This is a genomic window from Mangrovicoccus ximenensis (genome assembly GCF_003056725.1).
Taxonomy (GTDB): Bacteria; Pseudomonadota; Alphaproteobacteria; order Rhodobacterales; family Rhodobacteraceae; genus Mangrovicoccus; species Mangrovicoccus ximenensis.
Genome location: NZ_QBKZ01000001.1, coordinates 130222 through 148342, shown reverse-complemented (window position 1 = coordinate 148342; position 18121 = coordinate 130222). Strand labels below are relative to the sequence as shown.

At 69.3% G+C, this 18121-nt stretch carries 13 protein-coding genes, 3 tRNA genes and 6 pseudogenes; 7 read left to right on the top strand and 15 right to left on the bottom strand.

Annotated features, from left to right (window positions below; translation table 11 throughout):
• Nucleotides 1-20 precede the first annotated feature (20 nt).
• The 11 genes and pseudogenes from C7T91_RS00985 to C7T91_RS32050 all read right to left on the bottom strand — a co-directional run bounded on the left by C7T91_RS00985 (nucleotide 21) and on the right by C7T91_RS32050 (nucleotide 10518).
• Complete coding sequence (locus tag C7T91_RS00985; protein ID WP_108257634.1) at nucleotides 21-1271, bottom strand: AGE family epimerase/isomerase; 1251 nt, start codon at nucleotides 1269-1271, stop codon at nucleotides 21-23.
• Between the two features lie 110 nt (nucleotides 1272-1381).
• Nucleotides 1382-2767, bottom strand: a complete 1386-nt coding sequence (locus C7T91_RS00980; RefSeq protein ID WP_108257633.1) for a GntP family permease — start codon at nucleotides 2765-2767, stop codon at nucleotides 1382-1384.
• Between the two features lie 260 nt (nucleotides 2768-3027).
• A pseudogene (locus tag C7T91_RS34410) lies at nucleotides 3028-3372 on the bottom strand (ATP-binding cassette domain-containing protein); the annotation flags it as partial.
• A complete protein-coding gene (locus C7T91_RS00970) occupies nucleotides 3369-4220 on the bottom strand; it encodes an alpha-D-ribose 1-methylphosphonate 5-phosphate C-P-lyase PhnJ (protein WP_108257631.1) in 852 nt (283 codons plus the stop codon). The pseudogene C7T91_RS34410 and the gene C7T91_RS00970, both read right to left, overlap by 4 nt.
• Nucleotides 4217-4537, bottom strand: a complete 321-nt coding sequence (locus C7T91_RS32055; protein ID WP_161555676.1) for an endonuclease domain-containing protein — start codon at nucleotides 4535-4537, stop codon at nucleotides 4217-4219. Before C7T91_RS32055 ends, C7T91_RS00970 begins: the two co-directional genes overlap by 4 nt.
• 176 nt (nucleotides 4538-4713) lie before the next feature.
• Nucleotides 4714-5256: pseudogene (locus tag C7T91_RS00960) on the bottom strand (carbon-phosphorus lyase complex subunit PhnI); the annotation flags it as partial.
• A gap of 334 nt (nucleotides 5257-5590) precedes the next feature.
• Nucleotides 5591-6016: a phage tail protein gene (locus tag C7T91_RS00955; RefSeq protein ID WP_108257629.1), complete on the bottom strand. Its 426-nt coding sequence runs from the start codon at nucleotides 6014-6016 to the stop codon at nucleotides 5591-5593.
• Between the two features lie 27 nt (nucleotides 6017-6043).
• Complete coding sequence (locus C7T91_RS00950) at nucleotides 6044-7702, bottom strand: phage tail sheath family protein (protein WP_108257628.1); 1659 nt, start codon at nucleotides 7700-7702, stop codon at nucleotides 6044-6046.
• Between the two features lie 46 nt (nucleotides 7703-7748).
• Nucleotides 7749-9006: pseudogene (locus tag C7T91_RS00945) on the bottom strand (sarcosine oxidase subunit alpha); the annotation flags it as partial.
• Nucleotides 9007-9074: 68 nt separating this feature from the next.
• A pseudogene (locus C7T91_RS37670) lies at nucleotides 9075-9602 on the bottom strand (metallophosphoesterase); the annotation flags it as partial.
• 298 nt (nucleotides 9603-9900) lie between these two features.
• Nucleotides 9901-10518, bottom strand: a complete 618-nt coding sequence (locus C7T91_RS32050; protein ID WP_161555675.1) for a TetR/AcrR family transcriptional regulator — start codon at nucleotides 10516-10518, stop codon at nucleotides 9901-9903.
• A gap of 208 nt (nucleotides 10519-10726) precedes the next feature.
• Here C7T91_RS32050 and C7T91_RS00930 point away from each other — a divergent pair, with 208 nt between their 5' ends.
• The 7 genes and pseudogenes from C7T91_RS00930 (at nucleotide 10727) to tolB (ending at nucleotide 16888) form a co-directional block, all read left to right on the top strand.
• A complete protein-coding gene (locus C7T91_RS00930) occupies nucleotides 10727-11737 on the top strand; it encodes a TauD/TfdA family dioxygenase (RefSeq protein ID WP_201741926.1) in 1011 nt (336 codons plus the stop codon).
• A gap of 112 nt (nucleotides 11738-11849) precedes the next feature.
• Nucleotides 11850-12095 (top strand): type II toxin-antitoxin system ParD family antitoxin, encoded by a 246-nt coding sequence (locus C7T91_RS00925; RefSeq protein ID WP_108258435.1) that lies wholly within the window; start codon nucleotides 11850-11852, stop codon nucleotides 12093-12095.
• Between the two features lies 1 nt (nucleotide 12096).
• On the top strand, nucleotides 12097-12399 hold the full coding sequence (locus tag C7T91_RS00920) for a type II toxin-antitoxin system RelE/ParE family toxin (RefSeq protein WP_108257626.1): 303 nt from the start codon (nucleotides 12097-12099) through the stop codon (nucleotides 12397-12399).
• 286 nt (nucleotides 12400-12685) lie between these two features.
• A pseudogene (locus C7T91_RS34400) lies at nucleotides 12686-13024 on the top strand (PfkB family carbohydrate kinase); the annotation flags it as partial.
• 329 nt (nucleotides 13025-13353) lie between these two features.
• Nucleotides 13354-14457 carry an AMP-binding protein gene (locus C7T91_RS00910; protein ID WP_236637903.1) on the top strand — a complete coding sequence of 368 codons (1104 nt, stop codon included), beginning with the start codon at nucleotides 13354-13356 and terminating at the stop codon, nucleotides 14455-14457.
• Entirely contained in the window at nucleotides 14454-15560 is a 1107-nt protein-coding gene (locus C7T91_RS00905; protein WP_108257623.1) for a thiamine pyrophosphate-dependent enzyme, read from the top strand. The genes C7T91_RS00910 and C7T91_RS00905 overlap by 4 nt, the downstream gene beginning before the upstream one ends.
• Complete coding sequence (gene tolB, locus C7T91_RS00900; RefSeq protein WP_108257622.1) at nucleotides 15557-16888, top strand: Tol-Pal system beta propeller repeat protein TolB; 1332 nt, start codon at nucleotides 15557-15559, stop codon at nucleotides 16886-16888. The genes C7T91_RS00905 and tolB overlap by 4 nt, the downstream gene beginning before the upstream one ends.
• 132 nt (nucleotides 16889-17020) lie before the next feature.
• Here tolB and C7T91_RS00895 read toward each other — a convergent pair.
• The 4 genes and pseudogenes from C7T91_RS00895 to C7T91_RS00880 all read right to left on the bottom strand — a co-directional run.
• Nucleotides 17021-17095 (bottom strand) — tRNA-Glu (locus C7T91_RS00895).
• A gap of 24 nt (nucleotides 17096-17119) precedes the next feature.
• Nucleotides 17120-17194: transfer RNA gene (locus C7T91_RS00890), tRNA-Glu, on the bottom strand.
• 25 nt (nucleotides 17195-17219) lie between these two features.
• Nucleotides 17220-17294: transfer RNA gene (locus C7T91_RS00885), tRNA-Glu, on the bottom strand.
• Between the two features lie 75 nt (nucleotides 17295-17369).
• Nucleotides 17370-18062: pseudogene (locus C7T91_RS00880) on the bottom strand (DHHA1 domain-containing protein); the annotation flags it as partial.
• Between the last annotated feature and the right edge of the window lie 59 nt (nucleotides 18063-18121).

The following is an 18121-nucleotide window of genomic DNA, read 5'->3' as shown; positions in this document are numbered from 1 at the left end:
GCGAAGACACCCTGTGCCGCCTACTGACCTGCGGCGTCGCCGGGCGGGGAGGCCCGCAGGATCGCGCGCGTCAGGCTGCCGGTGGCAGGATAGAGCGGGATCAGGCAGGCCTGCAGCGCGTGGTAGATGTCGCCCTTGCCCGGAAAGAGCGTGAAGGCGGGCTGGAGGTCCTCGGTCAGCTCCTCGCGCCAGCCGCCGTTGCGGCGGTCGACGAACCCGGCCGAGAGCACGTCCCAGATCTGGCGGTAGGCGGTTTCCCAGTCCGGCGCAGGCAGAAGCTCGTTCAGGAAATGCGCGGCGCCCGCCGCCTCGCAGAGCGGCCACCAGAGCTTCATCCGCTTCTCCGGCCGGTCCTGCCAGTCGAGCGTGTAGAAAAACCCGCGCCGCGCCGCGTCCCAGCCGAGCGCCATCGCCTGGCGGAACAGCCCCTGCGCCGCCTCGGGCATCCAGGCCTCGCGGCGGCCGTCGAGCACCCAGAGCTGCAGGATCAGCCGCGCCCATTCCAGCCAGTGGCCCGGCGTCGTGCCTGCGGGGCGGAACATCTCGTTCGGGTGGCAGTACCTGCGGTCGACGGTCCAGTCGGGGCCGAAATGCTCGGGCACGCGCCAGCCCTCGGCGCGCGCCCCCCGGTCGATCACCCGCTCGGCGATCCGTCTGGCCTTGTGCAGGTAAGTCGCCTCTCCGGTCGCCTCGAAGGCGGCCATCAGCGCCTCTGTCAGGTGCATGTTGGAATTCTGGCCGCGATAGAGGCCGCCATCGACCGGCCCCCAATCCGCGGTGAATTCCTCCGCGATGGCGCCGGGGCCGTCTTCCCAGAAGCGGGTCTCGAGGATCTCGGTGACGTCGGCCAGCATCGGCGCAGCAAGCGGATGGCCGAGGAGCTTTGCCGAAGAGGCCGCCAGCAGGACGAAGGCATGGCCGTAACCCTGCTTGCTGCCGTCGGCCACCGTCCCGTTCGCGACCGACCAGGCATAGCCGCCATGGCGGGTGTCCCGGTGGCGGGTCCAAAGCATCTCCATGCCGTGATCGACGACGGCCCGCGACCCGGGACGGCCCAGAAGGTCGCCGATGGCATAGCAATGCACGGCGCGGGCGGAGATGTGCAGCGGATGGACCTGGCCCGCAGGATCAAGCGGCCGGCCGTCGGGCGCCAGGTCGAAAAAGCCCCCAGAGGGATCGACGAAGCCTGCCTGGAAGAAATCCCACAGGCCCGCGGCCTGTTTTTCCAGCCAGTCGCGATGGACCGGCGCCTCGCTCCAGCGGCGTGTCATGGCGGTGCCTCCCCTCTTGCTCCGTCCTCCCGGAATGCCGGGGAACGCACGCGCGTGCAAGGGGGCTGCCCGGGGCCGCACCGCGTGGGCGGCCCCGGGCGCGGGCGGGCTCAGCCGAAGAGCGTGCCGAGCAGGATCACCGCGACGGTGGCGGCAACCGGGATCGCCACGGCCACCACGAAGATGTCACCGTAGCTCTTCTTGTGGGTCAGCCCGGTGATCGCCAGCAGCGTGATCACCGCGCCGTTATGCGGCAGCGCGTCGAAGCCCCCGGAGCTGAGCGCCGTCACCCGGTGCATCAGGCCCATCGAGATGTCCTGCGCCTGGCCCATCTCGGCGAATTGCTCGCCGAGCGCGCCGAGCGCGATCGACATGCCGCCCGAGGCCGAGCCGGTGATCCCCGCGAGAACGTTGACCGCGACCGCGAGCGAGGCGACAGGATTGCCCGGGAACAGGGCCAGCACCGCGTCGCGGATCACCGCGAAGGCGGGAAGCGAGGCGATCACCGCGCCGTAGCCGACCTCGGAAGCGGTGTTGAAGATCGGCAGCAGCGAGCCCATCGTGCCCGCGTTGACCGTTTCCTTGACGTCGGTGAAGCGCGTCCAGTTGATCGCCACCGCCATCAGGATCGCCACGGTCAGCGCGACGATGATCCCCCAGATGCCCGCGACCCGCGACAGCGTGGTCTCGCCGTATTGCGGCTCGGCCAGATAGGCGGCCTCCATGTTCGGGATCACGAGATAGGTGAAGACCGCGTTGAGCACGATCACCGCCACGACCGGCGCGATGGCCAGCGCGAAGGACGGCAGCGCCGCATCCTCGGGCAGCGAGCTGTCGGCCGAGGTGGCGCCATGGGTGCCGTAGCCCTCGCCCCCGGCCTGCGCGCTGCGTGCGCGCAGGTTGAGGAAGGCGGTGCCGCCGAACAGCATGACGAGCCCGGCAAAGGTGCCGAGGATCGGCGCGGCGAACACGTTGGTGCCGAAGAACGGCATCGGGATGGCGTTCTGGATCGCGGGCGTGCCCGGGAAGGCGGTCATGGTGAAGGTGAAGGACCCCAGCGCGATCGCCGCAGGCAGCAGCCGCTTCGGCACGTCGGCCCGGCGGAACAGCGCATTGGCGATCGGGTAGATCGCGAAGGCCACCACGAAGAGCGAGACGCCGCCATAGGTCAGCACACCGCAAGCCAGCACGACGGCGAGGATCGCCCGCGTCGGCCCGGTCCAGTCGACGATGCGCTCGGCGATGGTGCGCGCCGCGCCGCCATCGGCCATGACCTTGCCGAAGATCGCGCCGAGCAGGAACAGCGGGAAATAGGTGATCACGTAGCCGCCGAGCGACCGCATGAAGACCTGGGTGTAGGTGGCCAGCACCGGCAGCCCGCCGGACATCAGAACGGCAAGCATCGCAAGGAGCGGCGCGAGGATAAGGACGTTGATGCCGCGATACGCGAGATACATCAGCAGGCAAAGGGACAGCACAATTCCGGCAAGACCCATGAAGCTCCTCCTTCCAGGGGAAAAATACGCGCGGACCTTCCCGGCCCGCCCGGCGGGCGCCCAGCCCGCGACTTGTCGCGGCCGGCGGTACGGCGGTCACAATGGCGTGACGCATCGCTAGGCAAACCCGCGGTTTCGCTCCGGAAACTTGCGCCGGACGCATCGTGGAGATTGCGGCAGCCGCCGCCCGGACGTAAGACATCACAGGCACCAGCTTGCCGGGCCGCCGCCCGCCTGCGCTCCCGCCGGGGGACCCGCGGCATCAGCCGTTCGCCGACATTGCCGCCCGCCGAGACGCCCATGCGCAGCCCGTCGCGGGCATGCTGGTGGACGAAGGCCCAGTCGCTGCGCGACAGCGCCCGCCGCTCGGGCTCGGCCATGGCCAGCACGTCGCGCGGACCGAGATCGCGCGTGTGGAAGATCACCTGGCCTTCATCCGCCGCCAGATGGCCGGCAAGGCAGCCGAGCAGCGTCGACTTGCCCGAGCCGCTCTCGCCGACGATGCCCATGACCTCGCCGGGCCAGAGATCGAAGGAGACGCCGCGGCAGCCGAGCCGGGGCCCGTAGGATTTGGCGAGGGCGCGGACCGACAGGATCGGGGTCATTGGGCGGCCTCCAAGGCTGCGTCGCGGCGGGACGTGCAATAATCGGTATCCGAGCAGACGAACATGCGGGAGCCGCGGTCGTCGGTGATCACCTCGTCGAGATAGCTTTCCGTCGCGCCGCAGAGCGCGCAGGGATGGTCGGGCTTCGAGGCCTCGAACGGATGGTCTTCGAAATCGAGGCTGACCACCTCGGCATAGGGGGGCAGGGCGTGGATGCGCTGCTCGCGCCCGGCACCGAAGAGCTGGATCGCCGGACAGCCGGACAGCTTGGGATTGTCGAATTTCGGGATCGGCGACGGGTCCATGACATAGCGGCCCTCCACCATCACCGGATAGGCATAGGCGGTGGCGACATGGCCGTGGCGGGCGATGTCCTCGTAGAGCTTCACATGCATCAGCCCGTAATCGCCGAGCGCATGCATCCGCCGCGTCTCGGTCTCGCGCGGCTCGAGGAAGCGCAGGGGTTCGGGAATGGGCACCTGGTAGACGAGGATCTGGCCTTCGGCCAGCGGCGTCTCGGGGATGCGGTGGCGGGTCTGGATCACGGTCGCGTCCGCGGTGCGGGTGGTGGTGGCGACGCCTGCGGTGCGCTCGAAGAACTTGCGGATCGAGACGGCGTTGGTGGTGTCGTCCGCCCCCTGGTCGATGACCTTGAAGCGGTCTTCGGGCAGCAGCACGGCGGCCGAGAGCTGCACGCCGCCGGTGCCCCAGCCATAGGGCATCGGCATCTCGCGGCTGGCGAAGGGCACCTGGTAGCCCGGAATGGCGAGCGCCTTGAGAATGGCGCGGCGGATCATCCGCTTGGTCTGCTCGTCGAGATAGGCGAAATTGTAGGCGGCATCGGTCATGGCAGGAGCTTTCGCGCGATCCGGTCCAGGGCGGCGTCCGGAGCCTCCAGGATTTCGGCTTCGGTGAGGTGGAGCGTGGCGATCCCGAGGCGGGCGAATGCGGCTTCGGTCCGAGGGTCGGGGCTGTCGATCTGGAGCACGGTCCGGCGCTCCGGGCAGGCGAAGCTGGCACTGAGGCCGCGCAGCACGGGCTGGCGGCGGAACCTGAGGCCGTGGAACCGGCGCGACCGCAGCCGCTCCCACAGCCAGGCTTCGGCCGGGGATGCCGCCTGCCGCTGGATGCGCGCATTGTGGATGTCGACGGGATGGTTTTTCACTTGCCGCTTTCCCCTCACCCCGGCCCTCTCCCCGGCGGGGAGAGGGAGGCCGCTGGACGACCGGAGGTTCGGCAAGATTGGCAAACGGAAGATTAACGCGGACGGGCGGCAAGCTGGACGGCTCCCTCTCCCCGCCGGGGAGAGGGTTGGGGTGAGGGGGGCTCCTGCGGTGCAGGTCATGCGCCTGCCTCCGCTTCCGCGCGCAGCTTGCGGACCAGCTCCAGTTCCGACTGGAAATCCACGTAATGCGGCAGCTTGATATGCTCGAGAAACCCGGTGGCCTGCACGTTGTCGGCATGGCTCAGCACGAATTCCGCATCTTGGGCCGGGGCACCGGTGAACTCCTCGCCCAGCTCCTGCCAGCGCAGCGCGCGGTCGACCAGCGCCATCGCGATCGCCTTGCGCTCGGTCTGGCCGAAGACCAGACCGTAGCCGCGGGTGAATTGCGGCGGCGCGGTCTTCGAGCCCTTGAACTGGTTCACCGTCTCGCATTCGGTCAGCGTCACCTCGCCAATCTCGACCGCGAAGCCCAGTTCGGGGATGTCCATCTCGACCGCGACCTTTCCGATGCGCAGCTCGCCGACGAAGGCATGGTTGCGCGCATAGCCGCGCTGGGTCGAATAGGCGAGCGACAGCAGGAAGCCCTCGTCGGCGCGGGCCAGCGCCTGCAGGCGCAGCGCGCGGCAGGCCGGCAGCTCCAGCGGCTCGCGGGTCAGGCGGGCCGCTGCCAAGGAGCACCTCGGCGGGCTGCGCAGCGGGGGTCGCGACCCGCAGGACATAGGCCGCCGCACCGCCGGTCTCGAAAAAGCCCTTCACCGCATGCCAGAGGAAGCCGTGAAGGGGCGCCGGTCCGAAGATCTCCGCGAACTGGCGGGCCGAGTGGATGCGCACCGGCACGCCGACCGGGCCGCGCAGCGCATAGCCCAGGAACACCGCGATGTCGCCGCGGGCGAGGCTGCCGACGGGGCGGACCGGCTCCACCGGCTGGCGGTAGAGCCCGGGGGTCAGGAGGCTGGTCATGCGCGGAACTCCGGCCGGTCGGCGGTCATGGCGTCAGTCCACCAGCTCGACTTCCTCGACGACGATCTCGATCGACTCGATCGCCGCCTCGTTCGCCGTGGAATTGAGCGCCGGACCCTCGTATTTCGAGATCCAGCCCTCGCGGAATTCCCAGCGCAGCTGCGGCTCGCGCGCCTCGTCGAGCAGGATGATCGCCCCGGCCTTGCGTTCGGTCATGCCCCGGAGCGTGGTCTTGCGCCATTCCCAGAGCTCGCGGTTCTGCGTGTAGCCGCGCTTCAGCGTGATGTTGCCGAATTTCAACATGCCGGGCAGCTTGCGGGCGCGCGCGGCCTCCGAGCCCTCGCGGTACTCGATGATCTCGCTTTCCATGGTGATGCCGCCGACCTCGGTGAAGCCCGCGGAGGTGAGCCCGTCGATCTCCAGAAGGAAATTGTACTGGGCATAGGGATCGTTGCGCATGGGATGTCTCCTTGGCTACGGCCCCCCTCAGGAGGTCGCCTCGCGGGTTTTCTGGCTGATGCGGACGATGACGAATTCGGCAGGCTTGACCGGGGCGACGCCGATCTCGACGATCATCCGCCCGTTGTCGATGTCGTCCTGCGTCATGGTCACGTCATAGCCGATATTGACGAAGAAGGCCTCTTCGGGGGTCGTGCCCTCGAGCGCGCCGGAACGCCAGACGGTGGTCAGGAAGTTCGAGACCGACTGTTTCACGCTGGCCCAGAGCGGTTCGGAATTGGGTTCGAACACCGCCCATTGCAGCCCGGTATCGAGCGAGTTCTCGATGAACAGCAGGAGCCGCCGGACGTTGACGTATTTCCATTCCGGATCCGAAGTCGCCACCCGCGCGCCGTAGAGGCGCAGGCCGCGGAACTCGGCGCGGAAGTCGCGGAAGCAGTTGACCGCGACCGGGTTCAGCACGTCCTGCTCGCCCTTCGACAGCACGGTCTCGAAGCCGAGGATGCCGCGGACCACCTCGTTGGCGGGGGCCTTGTGGACCCCGCGGGCGATGTCGGTGCGGGCGTAGATCCCGGCCACATGTCCCGACGGCGCGATCACCCGCCTGTCGCCCGGCGCGCCGAAGGCGTCGGCGATGACGAGGCCGGGATAGTAGACCGCCGCGCGGGTCGTGTCGAAATTCTGCCGGTGGGTCTTGGCCGCCTCCAGCCCCGAGCCCAGCGGCGTGTCGAGCACGGCGAAGCGGTAGGCCATCTTGTTGCAATGCGCGATCAGCGCCTTCTGCACCGTGACCGAGACCTGGCCCGGCACCGCGCAGATCGAGATGTCGGCGCGGTTCTCCATCGCCTGGATGCCGGTGCGGTCGCCGGGATCGAGCGCCGAGAGCCCGACATAGCTGGCATCGGTGACATTTCCGGCATCATCGGTGCCGCCGTCGAGGAAACGGGTCACGCCGGTGACCAGCGGCAGGCGGCGCGTCGCCTCGGTGGTCGTGTCCTCGATCCGCACCAGCACCGAGCCGCCGCTCTCGCTCGGCGTGCCGGTTCCGGCATCCCAGAGCCCGACGATGTTGCCGATGTAGCGCGGATGCCCCGGCGCCAGCGCCAGCCGGTCGAAGACCTCGTCCTCGGCCACCTTGCCGTCGGCCCCGATCCGCTCGACCAGCAGCAGGTATTCTACGCTGGCGACTAGCGTGCCGTCCGGGATGTCGGCGCCGAGCGGTGCCGCCAGCGTGACGACGCCGCTGTCGGTCTCGGCCTCCGCAACCGTCAGGAGCCTGCCCCCCGCCTCGATCACCGAGCCAGGGAACAGGCCGAAGGCGGCGGCCAGGGTCAGGGTCGAGGTCCCGGCCGAGGCCAGCCCGACGGAGGACGTTTCGAGAATCGGCGTCCGCTCGACGGTCACGCGCAGGTCATCCCCCCAATCCCCCGGCCACATGGCATGGATGCCCAGGACAACCTGGGCGGGTATCAAGGCAGTGCCCGCAGCGTGGGTTTCGGATAGAGGGTCAGCAATGCTGACCCTCTGGGCAACGGCGGCAATCCAGCCGTACTCGTCATCCCCGCCATTCACGACATGCACGAGATCGCCCGCGGCAATGCCCGCCCCGTCGGCATCGAGGAACACGGTGCCCGCGGTCGGGCCTTGCGCGCTGGCGGTCGGGCGCGCCGCGCCGTCATCGGCCACGCCGCGCTCAGCCTGCGCGCCGCCGCGCCTCCTCCGCCAGGATGCCGCCGATCACCCGGCAGCCGGCGGCATGGCCCTTCTCGATCCGGAGCACGCCGAGCGCCTCGGTGCCGTAGGGCGTCACGCCCAGATCGGCGCCTTCGGCCATAAGCCGCTCCATCAGCGCATGGCCATAGCGCGCAGGCACCGCAATCTCGTAGGCCAGCTCGCCCGAAAACGAGATCCGGAAGAGCCGCGCCCTGAGCCCGCCGCAGATGGTGATCGCGCCGCAGGCCATGAACGGGAAGGCGTCGTTCGACAGGTCGGCGCCATCGGCGATCCGCGACAGCAGCGCGCGCGACCGGGGTCCGGCGACGGCGATCTGCGCCCAGGCATCGGTCGTCGAGATCAGCGTCACGTCGAGCTCGGGCCAGAGGCACTGGCGGGCGAATTCCATGTGGCGGTAGACCGGCCCGGCATTCGCGGTGGTGGTGGTGACGATGTAATGCGTCTCGCCCATCCGCGCGCAGGTGCCGTCATCCCAGGCATGGCCGTCCTCGCGCAGCATCAGCCCGTAGCGCACCCGCCCGACCTTCAGCGAAGCCATGGCGTTGCAGTAGATCCGGTCGAGGAACTCCCCGGCATCGGCGCCCTGCACGTCGATCTTGCCCAGCGTGGTCACGTCGCAGAGCCCGACCGCCGAGCGCACGGCCCTGGCTTCGCGGTCGACGGTCTCGCGCCAGTGGGTTTCCCCGGGGCGCGGGAAGTACTGCGCCCGCATCCAGGGGCCGACCTCGGTGAACACCGCGCCCTGCGCCTCGGCCCAGCGATGCGTCGGCGTCAGCCGCACGGGGCGGAAATCGCGNGCCGCTGTCGCCGCCGCCGAGCACGCCGAGCGAGACCGGCGTGTAGGGCGGACGGAAGATCGTGGTGCCGGTTTCGGGAATCGACTGCCCGGCCAGCTCGGCCATCACCGCAAGCGCGGTGACATTGGCGGTCTTGCCCTGATCGGTCGCCATGCCGAGCGTGGTCCAGCGCTTAAGGTGCTCGACCGGACGCATGTTTTCCTGATGCGCCAGCTTGACGTCCTTCACCGTCACGTCGTTCTGGAAATCGACCCAGGCGCGGCCCTTGCCGGGCACATGCCAGAACGCCGCCTGCCCGGCCGCTTCGTCCTCTGCCGCGGGCAGATCGACCGCCGCCGCCGCCAGACCGAGATCGCCGAGCGCCTCGGCCGCCGCGCGCAGACCATCAGCGCCGCGGCGACATCCGGCCCCTGCCCGCCCGAGCGCCGCGCTTGCGCATCCGGCACCCCGGCGACGACCAGCTGCCCGCCGTCCCGCTCCAGCACGACATGGCCGTTGGCCAATTCGGTCATCCCCAGCGACGCGTAATGCGCCATCCAGCCGTCATGGCCGAAATAGTATTCGTGGTTGCCGGAGGTGACATAGACGCCATGCGGCGCCGACAGCCCGGCGAGCGGCGCGACCGCCTCGCGCCGGTCCGGGATCGTGCCGTCGATCAGGTCGCCGGTCACCAGGATCAGGTCCGCCCCCTGGGCCTGCGCCGCCGCCACGGTCCGTTCCGCCCAGGGGCGCTGGAACATCCGGCTCAGATGCAGGTCGGTCAGGTGCAGCACGCGGAACCCGTCGAAGCCCGGCGCCAGCCCCGGCAGCGCGATCTCGATCTCCTTCAGCGGCGGCACCCGGATCGCCTGGGACACGCCCCAGGCCGAGACCGCCAGCGCCAGCACCCCGGCGCCGGTCCGCACGCCCGGGGAGACCGGGCTCCAGTGCCAGCGCAGGGCCGAGGCCAGAAGCGTGCCCAGATCGAGGAGCAGCGCCGCCACCGCGCCGATCACGATGGCGCCGTAGATCCAGTTCACCGCGATGGCGACGGCGCGCGGCCATTCCGGGGACATCATGCTGCCCCAGAGCCAGATGGTGATCAGCCGGTGCTGCGAGACGACGAGCACCACCAGGGCCAGCGCGAGGAAAGCCGGAAGCGGCAGCCGCATCGGCCAGAGCAGGCGCAGCACGACATAGAGGCCGGGAACGACGGAAATGAACTGGAAGAGGGACAAGGGATACCTTCACGGAACAGCGGCCGCGGAACCTGCGGCGGGGATCGGAGCACTCTATCTGGCATCATGGCCCGCCGCTTCCAGTGAATTCCGATCACCATCGTGAGCGCGGCTCATGAATGCCGCCTGCCGGGGATCAGTCCCGCCGTGCGAGCAGCATGTCGAGGCTGGTCCGCAGCCGCGCCTCCAGCTCCGCGGGGGTCTCGCCGGTCAGCATGTAGCCGCAGCTCAGCGTCAGCGAATAGACCGAGAGCGCGCGCAGCCGGGCCTCCTCCGGGGCGAAGCCGCTGTCGCGGAACTGCCGGGCGAAGAACTCCAGCCGCTCGGCATCGACCTCGGCCAGCGCGTCGCGGACATCGGGATCGCCCTGCCCCCATTGCCGCATCGCCACCTCGCAGCCGACATCGTAGCTGCCGAGGGTCACGAACTGGATCACATGCCAGAGCCGGTCGCGCGGGCTGTCATGGGCCGCCTCGGTGCGGGCGATCAGCGCCGAGGTCTCGCGCTGCCGCCAATGCCCGAACAGCCCGACCAGGAAATCCCGGCGGTCGCGGAAATGCCAGTAGAAGCTGCCCTTGCTCGCCTCGACCACCTCGCAGACCTGCGCGATCCGCAGCCCGCCCGGACCGGACCGGGCCAGGATCGCCATGCCGGCCTCCAGCCAGTCGCCGCGCGACAGGCGGTCCTCCTTGACGCGCCCGGTGCCACGCCCCGCCGCAGCCGCTGCCTTCTCCGGACCTGCCATCTCAGCCATTCCCCGCCCCCTGCCCCCGCCTTCCGGAGCTGCGCCCTGTTTCGCTGAAATCGCAGGCAGTCTCAATCCCGCCGCCGCATCCGCAGTGCCGCGCCTTGCAACAGGGATTGACGGCACCGCCGATCCGTCATGTCTGTACCTTATGGTATGGAGATTCGCCGACCCCGGTCCTCCCCGCCGCCACCGCCTTGCCACGACAGGAGCCCCCATGACCCGCGATCCCTCCGCCACGATGATGATGACCCGGCCGATCCCCGCCCCCGCAGCCTGGAAGGGCGCCGATTTCGACCATGACGACAGCTGGCTGCGCGTGCTCTCCGCTGCCGACATCGACGCCATCGACGCGGCGCTTGCCGGGCTCGAGGCGCGCGGGCTGCAGATGCCGGATTTCGCCGCGGCGGATTTCCCGCTCGGCCCCCTGGAGCCGGTGCTGGCTGCCTGCGCGCGCGATCTCGAGGACGGTCGCGGCTTCTGCCTGCTGCGCGGCCTGCCGGTCGAGCGCTATTCCGACGCGCAGATCGAGACGCTCTACTACGGCATAGGCCTGCACTTGGGGCAGCCGGTCGGCCAGAATCCCCGCGGCGACCTGATCGGCCAGGTGATGCATGTCGGCGATGCCGCGAAGAAGGAGACCCGCGTCTACGAGACCAATCTCTACCTGCCCTATCACTCCGATCCGTCCGACGTGGTCGGACTGCTGTCGATCCGCAAGGCGCGGTCCGGCGGGCTGAGCAGCCTGGTCAGCGCCGCGGCGATCCACAACGAGATCCTGGCCAGCCATCCGCATCACCTGGGCCTGTTCTACAAGCGCTGGCATTTCGCCCATCTCTGCGAGGACCAGCCCAGCCTGTCGCCGATCTTCAGCTTGCACGAGGGCAAGCTGAGCTGCCGCTACCTGCGCCAATATGCCGAGCTGGGCCACGAGATCATGGGCGCGCCGCTCTCGCAGGTGGAGATCGAGGCGCTCGACATTTTCGACAGCGTGATCTCCCGGCCCGATCTGCGGCTCGACATGATGCTGGAACCCGGCGACCTGCAATTCGCCAACAATTACGCGGTGCTGCATTCGCGCAATGCCTTCCAGGACCATGACGCCCCGGAGGAGCGGCGCAAGCTGCTGCGGCTCTGGCTGAAGATGCCGGGCGCAAGGCGGCTGGCGCCGGAATTCCCCGGCCGCAACGGCTTTCCGCTGCCCGCGCGGCAGGCCGAGCCCGCTTGATCCCGCCCCCGCCGCGGTCGGGGCCGCGGCGGGGGTGTCTTGCCAATCTTTGCCAACGGCGTTGACGGCAGCGGAACGGCTGCCCTAGAGTCGGCCCATGGAGGACCCTGCCATGGCGACCATGAATGTCTCGCTGCCCGACACGATGAAGGACTGGGTCGAGACCCGGATGAAGGACGGCAAGTTCGCCAATACCAGCGATTACGTCCGCCACCTGATCCGCCGCGACCAAGAGCGCAGCGAAGCGATCGGCGAGATCCAGCAGGCGCTGGACGAGGCGCTGGCCAGCGGCGCGCCGCAGCCCTTCGATTTCGGCGCCTTCAAGACCCGGATGCGCGGGCGCGGCGCCGCGGACTGAGATGTCCGGCTACCGGCTTGCGCCCGCGGCCGCGGCCGATCTGGAAGACATTTGGCTCTATTCCGCGCGCACCTGGTCGGAGGCGCAGGCCGAGCGCTATATCGATGCGCTCGCCGCCAGTTTCGACACGATCGCGGCCATGCCCGAGATCGGCCGGGAGCACCGCGAATTCAGCCCCGCGATCCGCATCCATCCCAGCGGCCAGCATGTCATCCTCTACCGCATCGAGGCGGAGGGCATCTCCATCTACCGCGTGCTCGGCGGCCGCCGGAACTGGCGGGCGCTGCCCGACCTCGACGGCTAGCCGGACACCGCAATCCGGCTGCCTTCGGGCGCCCCATCCGGCGCGCGGCTGGCGGGAACAGTCAAATTATCATTACAAATGCACTGCGGAGGCGCCGCACAACCTAGGGGACCCTTGCGCCCATCTTTGATTATTTTGCGATCATATCTGGAATTATCCGCACATAATTTGGCCACATAAAGCGATTCCGGAAAACGGGCGTCATCGCGACCTCGCCCGAACACCGCCTCTCCCTTGACACAAATGGCATGACAATAGATCAAATGAAGCATCAAAAGGAGATGCAATGCACCGGATACTTTTCGCAGGCGATGTCAGCTGGGACATGTCCTTCCTGACCCCGGCCATCCCCGGCCCGGACGAGAAGGTCCATGCCGACGGCTATCTCGAAGGCCCGGGCGGCGTCGCCTGCAACGCCGCCGTCGCGGCGGCGCGCGCCGGAGCGGAGAGCTGCTTTCTCGGCGCGGCCGGGACCGATGCGCTCTCCGGAACCGCCGCCGCCGCCCTGGCTGCGGCTGGCGTCGCGCCGATTCTCGCGCGGCGCGAGGGCTCGATCTGCCGGGTCGTGACCATGATCGAGCCGCATGGCGAGAAGCGCCTGCTGCTCTATCCCGGCATCTCGCTCTATCCCGCCGAGGAAGACCTGGCGCTGATCGGCTGGGACGGCATCGGTCATGTCCATACCGCGATCTACGGCCCGGCTGCGCGTGCGCTGATCGCGGAGGCCCGCCGCCGCGGCGCGGGCTGGTCGCTGGATCTGGAGCCGTCGACCTTTTCCGGCGGGATCGACAGCCTCGGCTACGCGATCGACGGCGCCGCGATGCTCTTCGTCAATGACCGCGCCGCGGCGCTGATTGGCGGCGACGCGGTGGCCCGGCTCCTCGGCATGGGGCGCTGGAGGCGGCGTCGCCGGACCGCCCGGCCGCGGCGACCGCTCCGGAGGATCCGGCGCTGGTGCATTTCACCTCCGGCACGACCGGGCGGCCCAAGGGCGCGGTCCATGTCCATGCCGCCGTGCGCTATCATGTCCGGTCCGGCCGCGAAGCGCTGGGGCTGGCACCCGGCAGGGTCTATTGGTGCACGGCGGATCCCGGCTGGGTGACGGGCACGTCCTACGGGATCATCTCGCCGCTGGCGAACCGGGTGCGGATGATCGTCGACGAGGCGGAGTTCGACCTCGGGCGCTGGTACGCGACCATCGCGCGCGAGCGGGTGGAGGTGTGGTACTCGGCGCCGACCGCGATCCGCATGATGATGCGCGCGGGCGCGGCAGCCGCCGAGGGGCACGACTTCTCGTCGCTGCGCTTCCTCGCCAGCGTCGGCGAGCCGCTGAACCCCGAGGCGGTGATCTGGTCGCAAAAGGTCTTCGGACGGCCGTTCCACGACAATTGGTGGCAGACCGAGACCGGCGGGATCATGATCGCCAACCGTCCCGGCATGGAGCTGCGCCCGGGCTCGATGGGCAAGCAGCTGCCGGGGATCGAGGCGGGGATCGTCGCCCGAGAGGGCGGGCACCTGCGCGAGCTGGGCCCGGGCGAGACCGGCGAGCTGGCGCTGCGTCCCGGCTGGCCGTCGATGATGCGGGCCTATCTGCACGAGGAGGCGCGCTATGCGAAATGCTTTGCCGATGGCTGGTATCTCAGCGGCGATCTGGCGATGCGCGATGCCGACGGGTATTTCTGGTTCGTCGGCCGCGCCGATGACCTGATCAAGAGCGCGGGCCACCTCATCGGCCCCTTCGAGGCGGAAAGCGCGCTCGTTGCGCATCCGGCGGTGGCCGAGGCGGCGGTGATCGGCATTCCCGATCCGGCCGCGGGCGAGGCGGTGAAGGCCTATGTCACGCTCAACCCCGGCTATGCGCCTTCGGAGGCGCTGGAGCGCGAGCTGCGCGGCCATGCCCGGCGCGTGCTCGGTCCGGCAGTCGCGCCGCGCGAGCTGGCCTTCCGGCAGAGCCTGCCGAAGACGCGCTCGGGCAAGATCATGCGGCGGCTCCTCAAGGCGCGCGAGCTGGGCCTGCCCGAGGGGGACATCTCGACGCTGGAGACCGACGAGTCATGACCGCGACCGCCAAGCCGAAACTCGACCGCGCCCATGTGCTGGGGCTGCTCGGCCAGATGATCCGCATCCGCAAGTTCGAGGATGCCTGCGCCGAGCTCTATACGCAGCAGAAGATCCGCGGCTTCCTGCATCTCTATGACGGCGAGGAGGCAGTGGCGGCGGGGGTGATCCCGGTGCTGGAGCCGCGCGACCGGGTGGTCGCCACCTATCGCGAGCACGGCCATGCGCTGGTGCGCGGGCTGCCGATGACCGCGGTGATGGCCGAGATGTTCGGCAAGGCGGAGGGCTGCTCGGGCGGGCGCGGCGGCTCGATGCATCTCTTCGACGCGGCGGCGAAATTCTACGGCGGCAATGCCATCGTCGGCGGCGGGCTGCCCCTGGCGGCAGGGCTGGCGCTGGCCGACCGGATGCAGGGCCGGGACGCGGTGACCGCCTGCTTCTTCGGCGAGGGGGCGGTGGCCGAGGGCGAGTTCCACGAAGCGGTGAACCTCGCCGCGCTCTGGCAGCTGCCGGTGCTCTTCGTCTGCGAGAACAACGGCTATGCGATGGGCTCGGCGCTGGAGCGGACCGAGGCGGAAACCGACATCGCCCGCAAGGTGGCGGGCTACGGCATTGCCGGGCAGGCGGTGGACGGCATGGACGTGGTCGCCGTCGAGGTCGCCGCCCGCCGCGCCGTCGCGGCGATCCCCGCGCCTGCGGACCCGATCGCCGATGCCATTGCCGAGGCTCTGACCGAGGCGCAGACCACGCCCGCGCCGCAGGCGCAGCCGCGCTCCGGCCCGCCGATGACCGGCTCCGAGCGCGACGCCTTCATGGTGGCCGTGTCGCAATGCTGGAACTTCAACGCGCTCTCGACCGAGGCCGCGCAGGTGACCGTGACGGTGGCGATGGAGATGGCGCCGGACGGCAAGCCGGTTGCCGCCTCGATGCGCATGGCCGACTATTCCGGAGGCACCGGCAGCGCCGCCGAGCAGGCCTATGAGGTCGCGCGGCGGGCAATCCTGCAATGCCAGCGCACCGGCTATCCCTTGCCAGTGGACAAATACGACCAGTGGCGTCAGATCGAACTGGTCTTCAACCCCGAAAGGATGCGCCTCCGATGAGACGCCTCACCACTGCCTGCCTCGCCGCCCTGTGCCTGGGGCTGCCGGCCCTTGCCGCCGCGCAGGATGCCCCGCGCGGACCGCTCCGGATCGAGATCACCGACGGCGTGATCGAGCCGGTGCCGATCGCGCTGTCGGATTTCGTCACCTCCTCCATGCAGGGCCAGACCATGGCCCAGGACATGCTGGGCGTGATCCGCAACGATCTGGAGGGCACCGGGCTGTTCCGCACGATCAGCCGCGATGCCTTCATCTCGCCGGTCACCAATTTCGACAGTCCGGTCGCCTATGCCGACTGGAAGACGATCAACGCCCAGGCGCTGGTCACCGGCGAGCTCGACTACAGCGGCAATTCCATCTCGGTGAAGTTCCGGCTGTTCGACATCTTCTCCGAGCAGCAGCTCGGCGAGGGGCTGCAGTTCAACGGCAGCCCCGAGGGCTGGCGGCGCATCGCCCACAAGGTTGCGGACGCGATCTACAGCCGGATCACCGGCGAGGGGCCGTATTTCGACAGCCGGGTGGTCTTCGTGTCTGAATCCGGGCCGAAGGATGCGCGGGTCAAGCGGCTTGCCGTGATGGACCAGGACGGCGCCAACGTGAAGTACCTGACTGACGGGCGCGCGCTGGTGATCGCGCCGCGGATTTCGCGCGACAACGACCGGGTGCTCTACACCTCCTATTCCTCGGGCTTCCCGCATATCTACGAGATGAACCTGAACTCGCTGAGCGTCACCGCGATCGACGACCAGCCGGGGTCCATGGCCTTCTCGCCGCGCTATGCGCCGGACGGGCGGTCGATCCTGTTCTCCTTCGAGCAGGGCGGCAATACCGACCTCTACAAGCTCGATCTCGGCTCGCGCAGCCGCACCCGGCTGACCGATGCCGCCTCGATCGAGACGGCGCCGAGCTTTTCGCCCGACGGCAGCCGCATCGTCTTCGAGAGCGACCGCTCCGGGGCGCCGCAGCTCTATGTCATGCCCGCGGGCGGCGGCGAGCCGAAGAGGATCAGCTTCGGCGCCGGGCGCTACGGCACGCCTGTCTGGTCGCCGAAGGGCGACTACATCGCCTTCACCAAGCAGAACCAGGGCCGGTTCCATATCGGCGTGATGCGTCCCGACGGCTCGGAAGAGCGGCTGCTGACCGCGGCCTTCCTCGACGAGGCGCCGACCTGGTCGCCGAACGGCCGGGTGCTGATGTTCACCCGCGAGACCCCCGGCTCGGGCGGCGCGGCGCAGATCTATTCGGTCGACATCACCGGGCGCAACCTGCAGCGCGTGCCGACGCCGGGCTCGGCCTCGGATCCGGCATGGTCGGCCCTGCTGAAATGACGCGAAGGCCCTGCCGCAAGGCGGGGCCTTTCCATATCCGCAGGCAGGAACGCGGCAGCGGATGGACCGCATGCAGCACGTAACGGCTGGCCTGCTGCGGGATGAGGGGCACATTTCCGGGAAGGGAGGAAGTGGCAGTCCGTAGGGGAATCGAACCCCTCTTTCAAGGATGAAAACCTGGCGTCCTACCCGATAGACGAACGGACCGCAGCTTCGTGGCGGCGCCCCAGATGGCAGTCCGTAGGGGAATCGAACCCCTCTTTCCAGGTTGAAAGCCTGGCGTCCTAACCGATAGACGAACGGACCGCAGCCTGGTGGCAGCGCCCGCAAGTGGCAGTCCGTAGGGGAATCGAACCCCTCTTTCCAGGTTGAAAACCTGGCGTCCTAACCGATAGACGAACGGACCGTGCTTGCGTGAGGGGCTATTTAGAAAAAGAGCCGGGGCAGCGCAACAGGAAAGCTGTGGATATCTTGCGTTTTTTCAGCCTTCCGCAGCGTCCTCCAGACGGAGCTGCACGGTGGTGCGGCCGTTCCAGGTATTGAGGTCCAGGCGGCCCGCCAAATGGGCAGTCATGCCCTGCCTTTCGCAGACGAAACGGCCCAGATCGGTGTCGAAGGCGCCGAAGGCGATGCCGTCGATCCGGCTGTGCCCATCGGTGGCGGTGACGCGCAGATGGCCTTCGCCGACCTGGCGCGCGCTCTGGATGCGCACCGAGGGAAAGGCGAAGCGCGGTGCAGGGGCGCCCGCGCCGAAGGGACCGGCCGCCTCGATCGCGCCGACCAGATCGACGGTGGCGCCAGCGGGCATCAGCACGCCGTCGAGCGTCAGGTCCTTCGGCCCGAGCTCGGCGGCACCCTGGCGCGCCAGCGCTTCGGAGATCGCCGCCATGGCCTCCTCCAGCTTGCCTTCCTCGACGGTGAGCCCCGCCGCCATCTTGTGGCCGCCGCCCTTGACCAGCAGCCCGTCGATCGCGGCGCGCTGCACGGCGCTGCCGAGGTCGATCCCCGAAACCGAGCGGCCCGAGCCCTTGCCGATCCCGTCATCCAGCCCGATCACGATCGACGGGCGGTTGGTGGCCTCCTTCATGCGGCTCGCCACGATGCCGACCACGCCCGGATGCCAGCCTTGCCCGGCCGCCCAGACCAGCGGCGCGTCGAAGCCGCGCTCCTCAGCCGTGGCGGAAGGGCCCGGGCCCGCCCCGCGAAAAACCGCCCGGGCCCGGGGACGCGGGC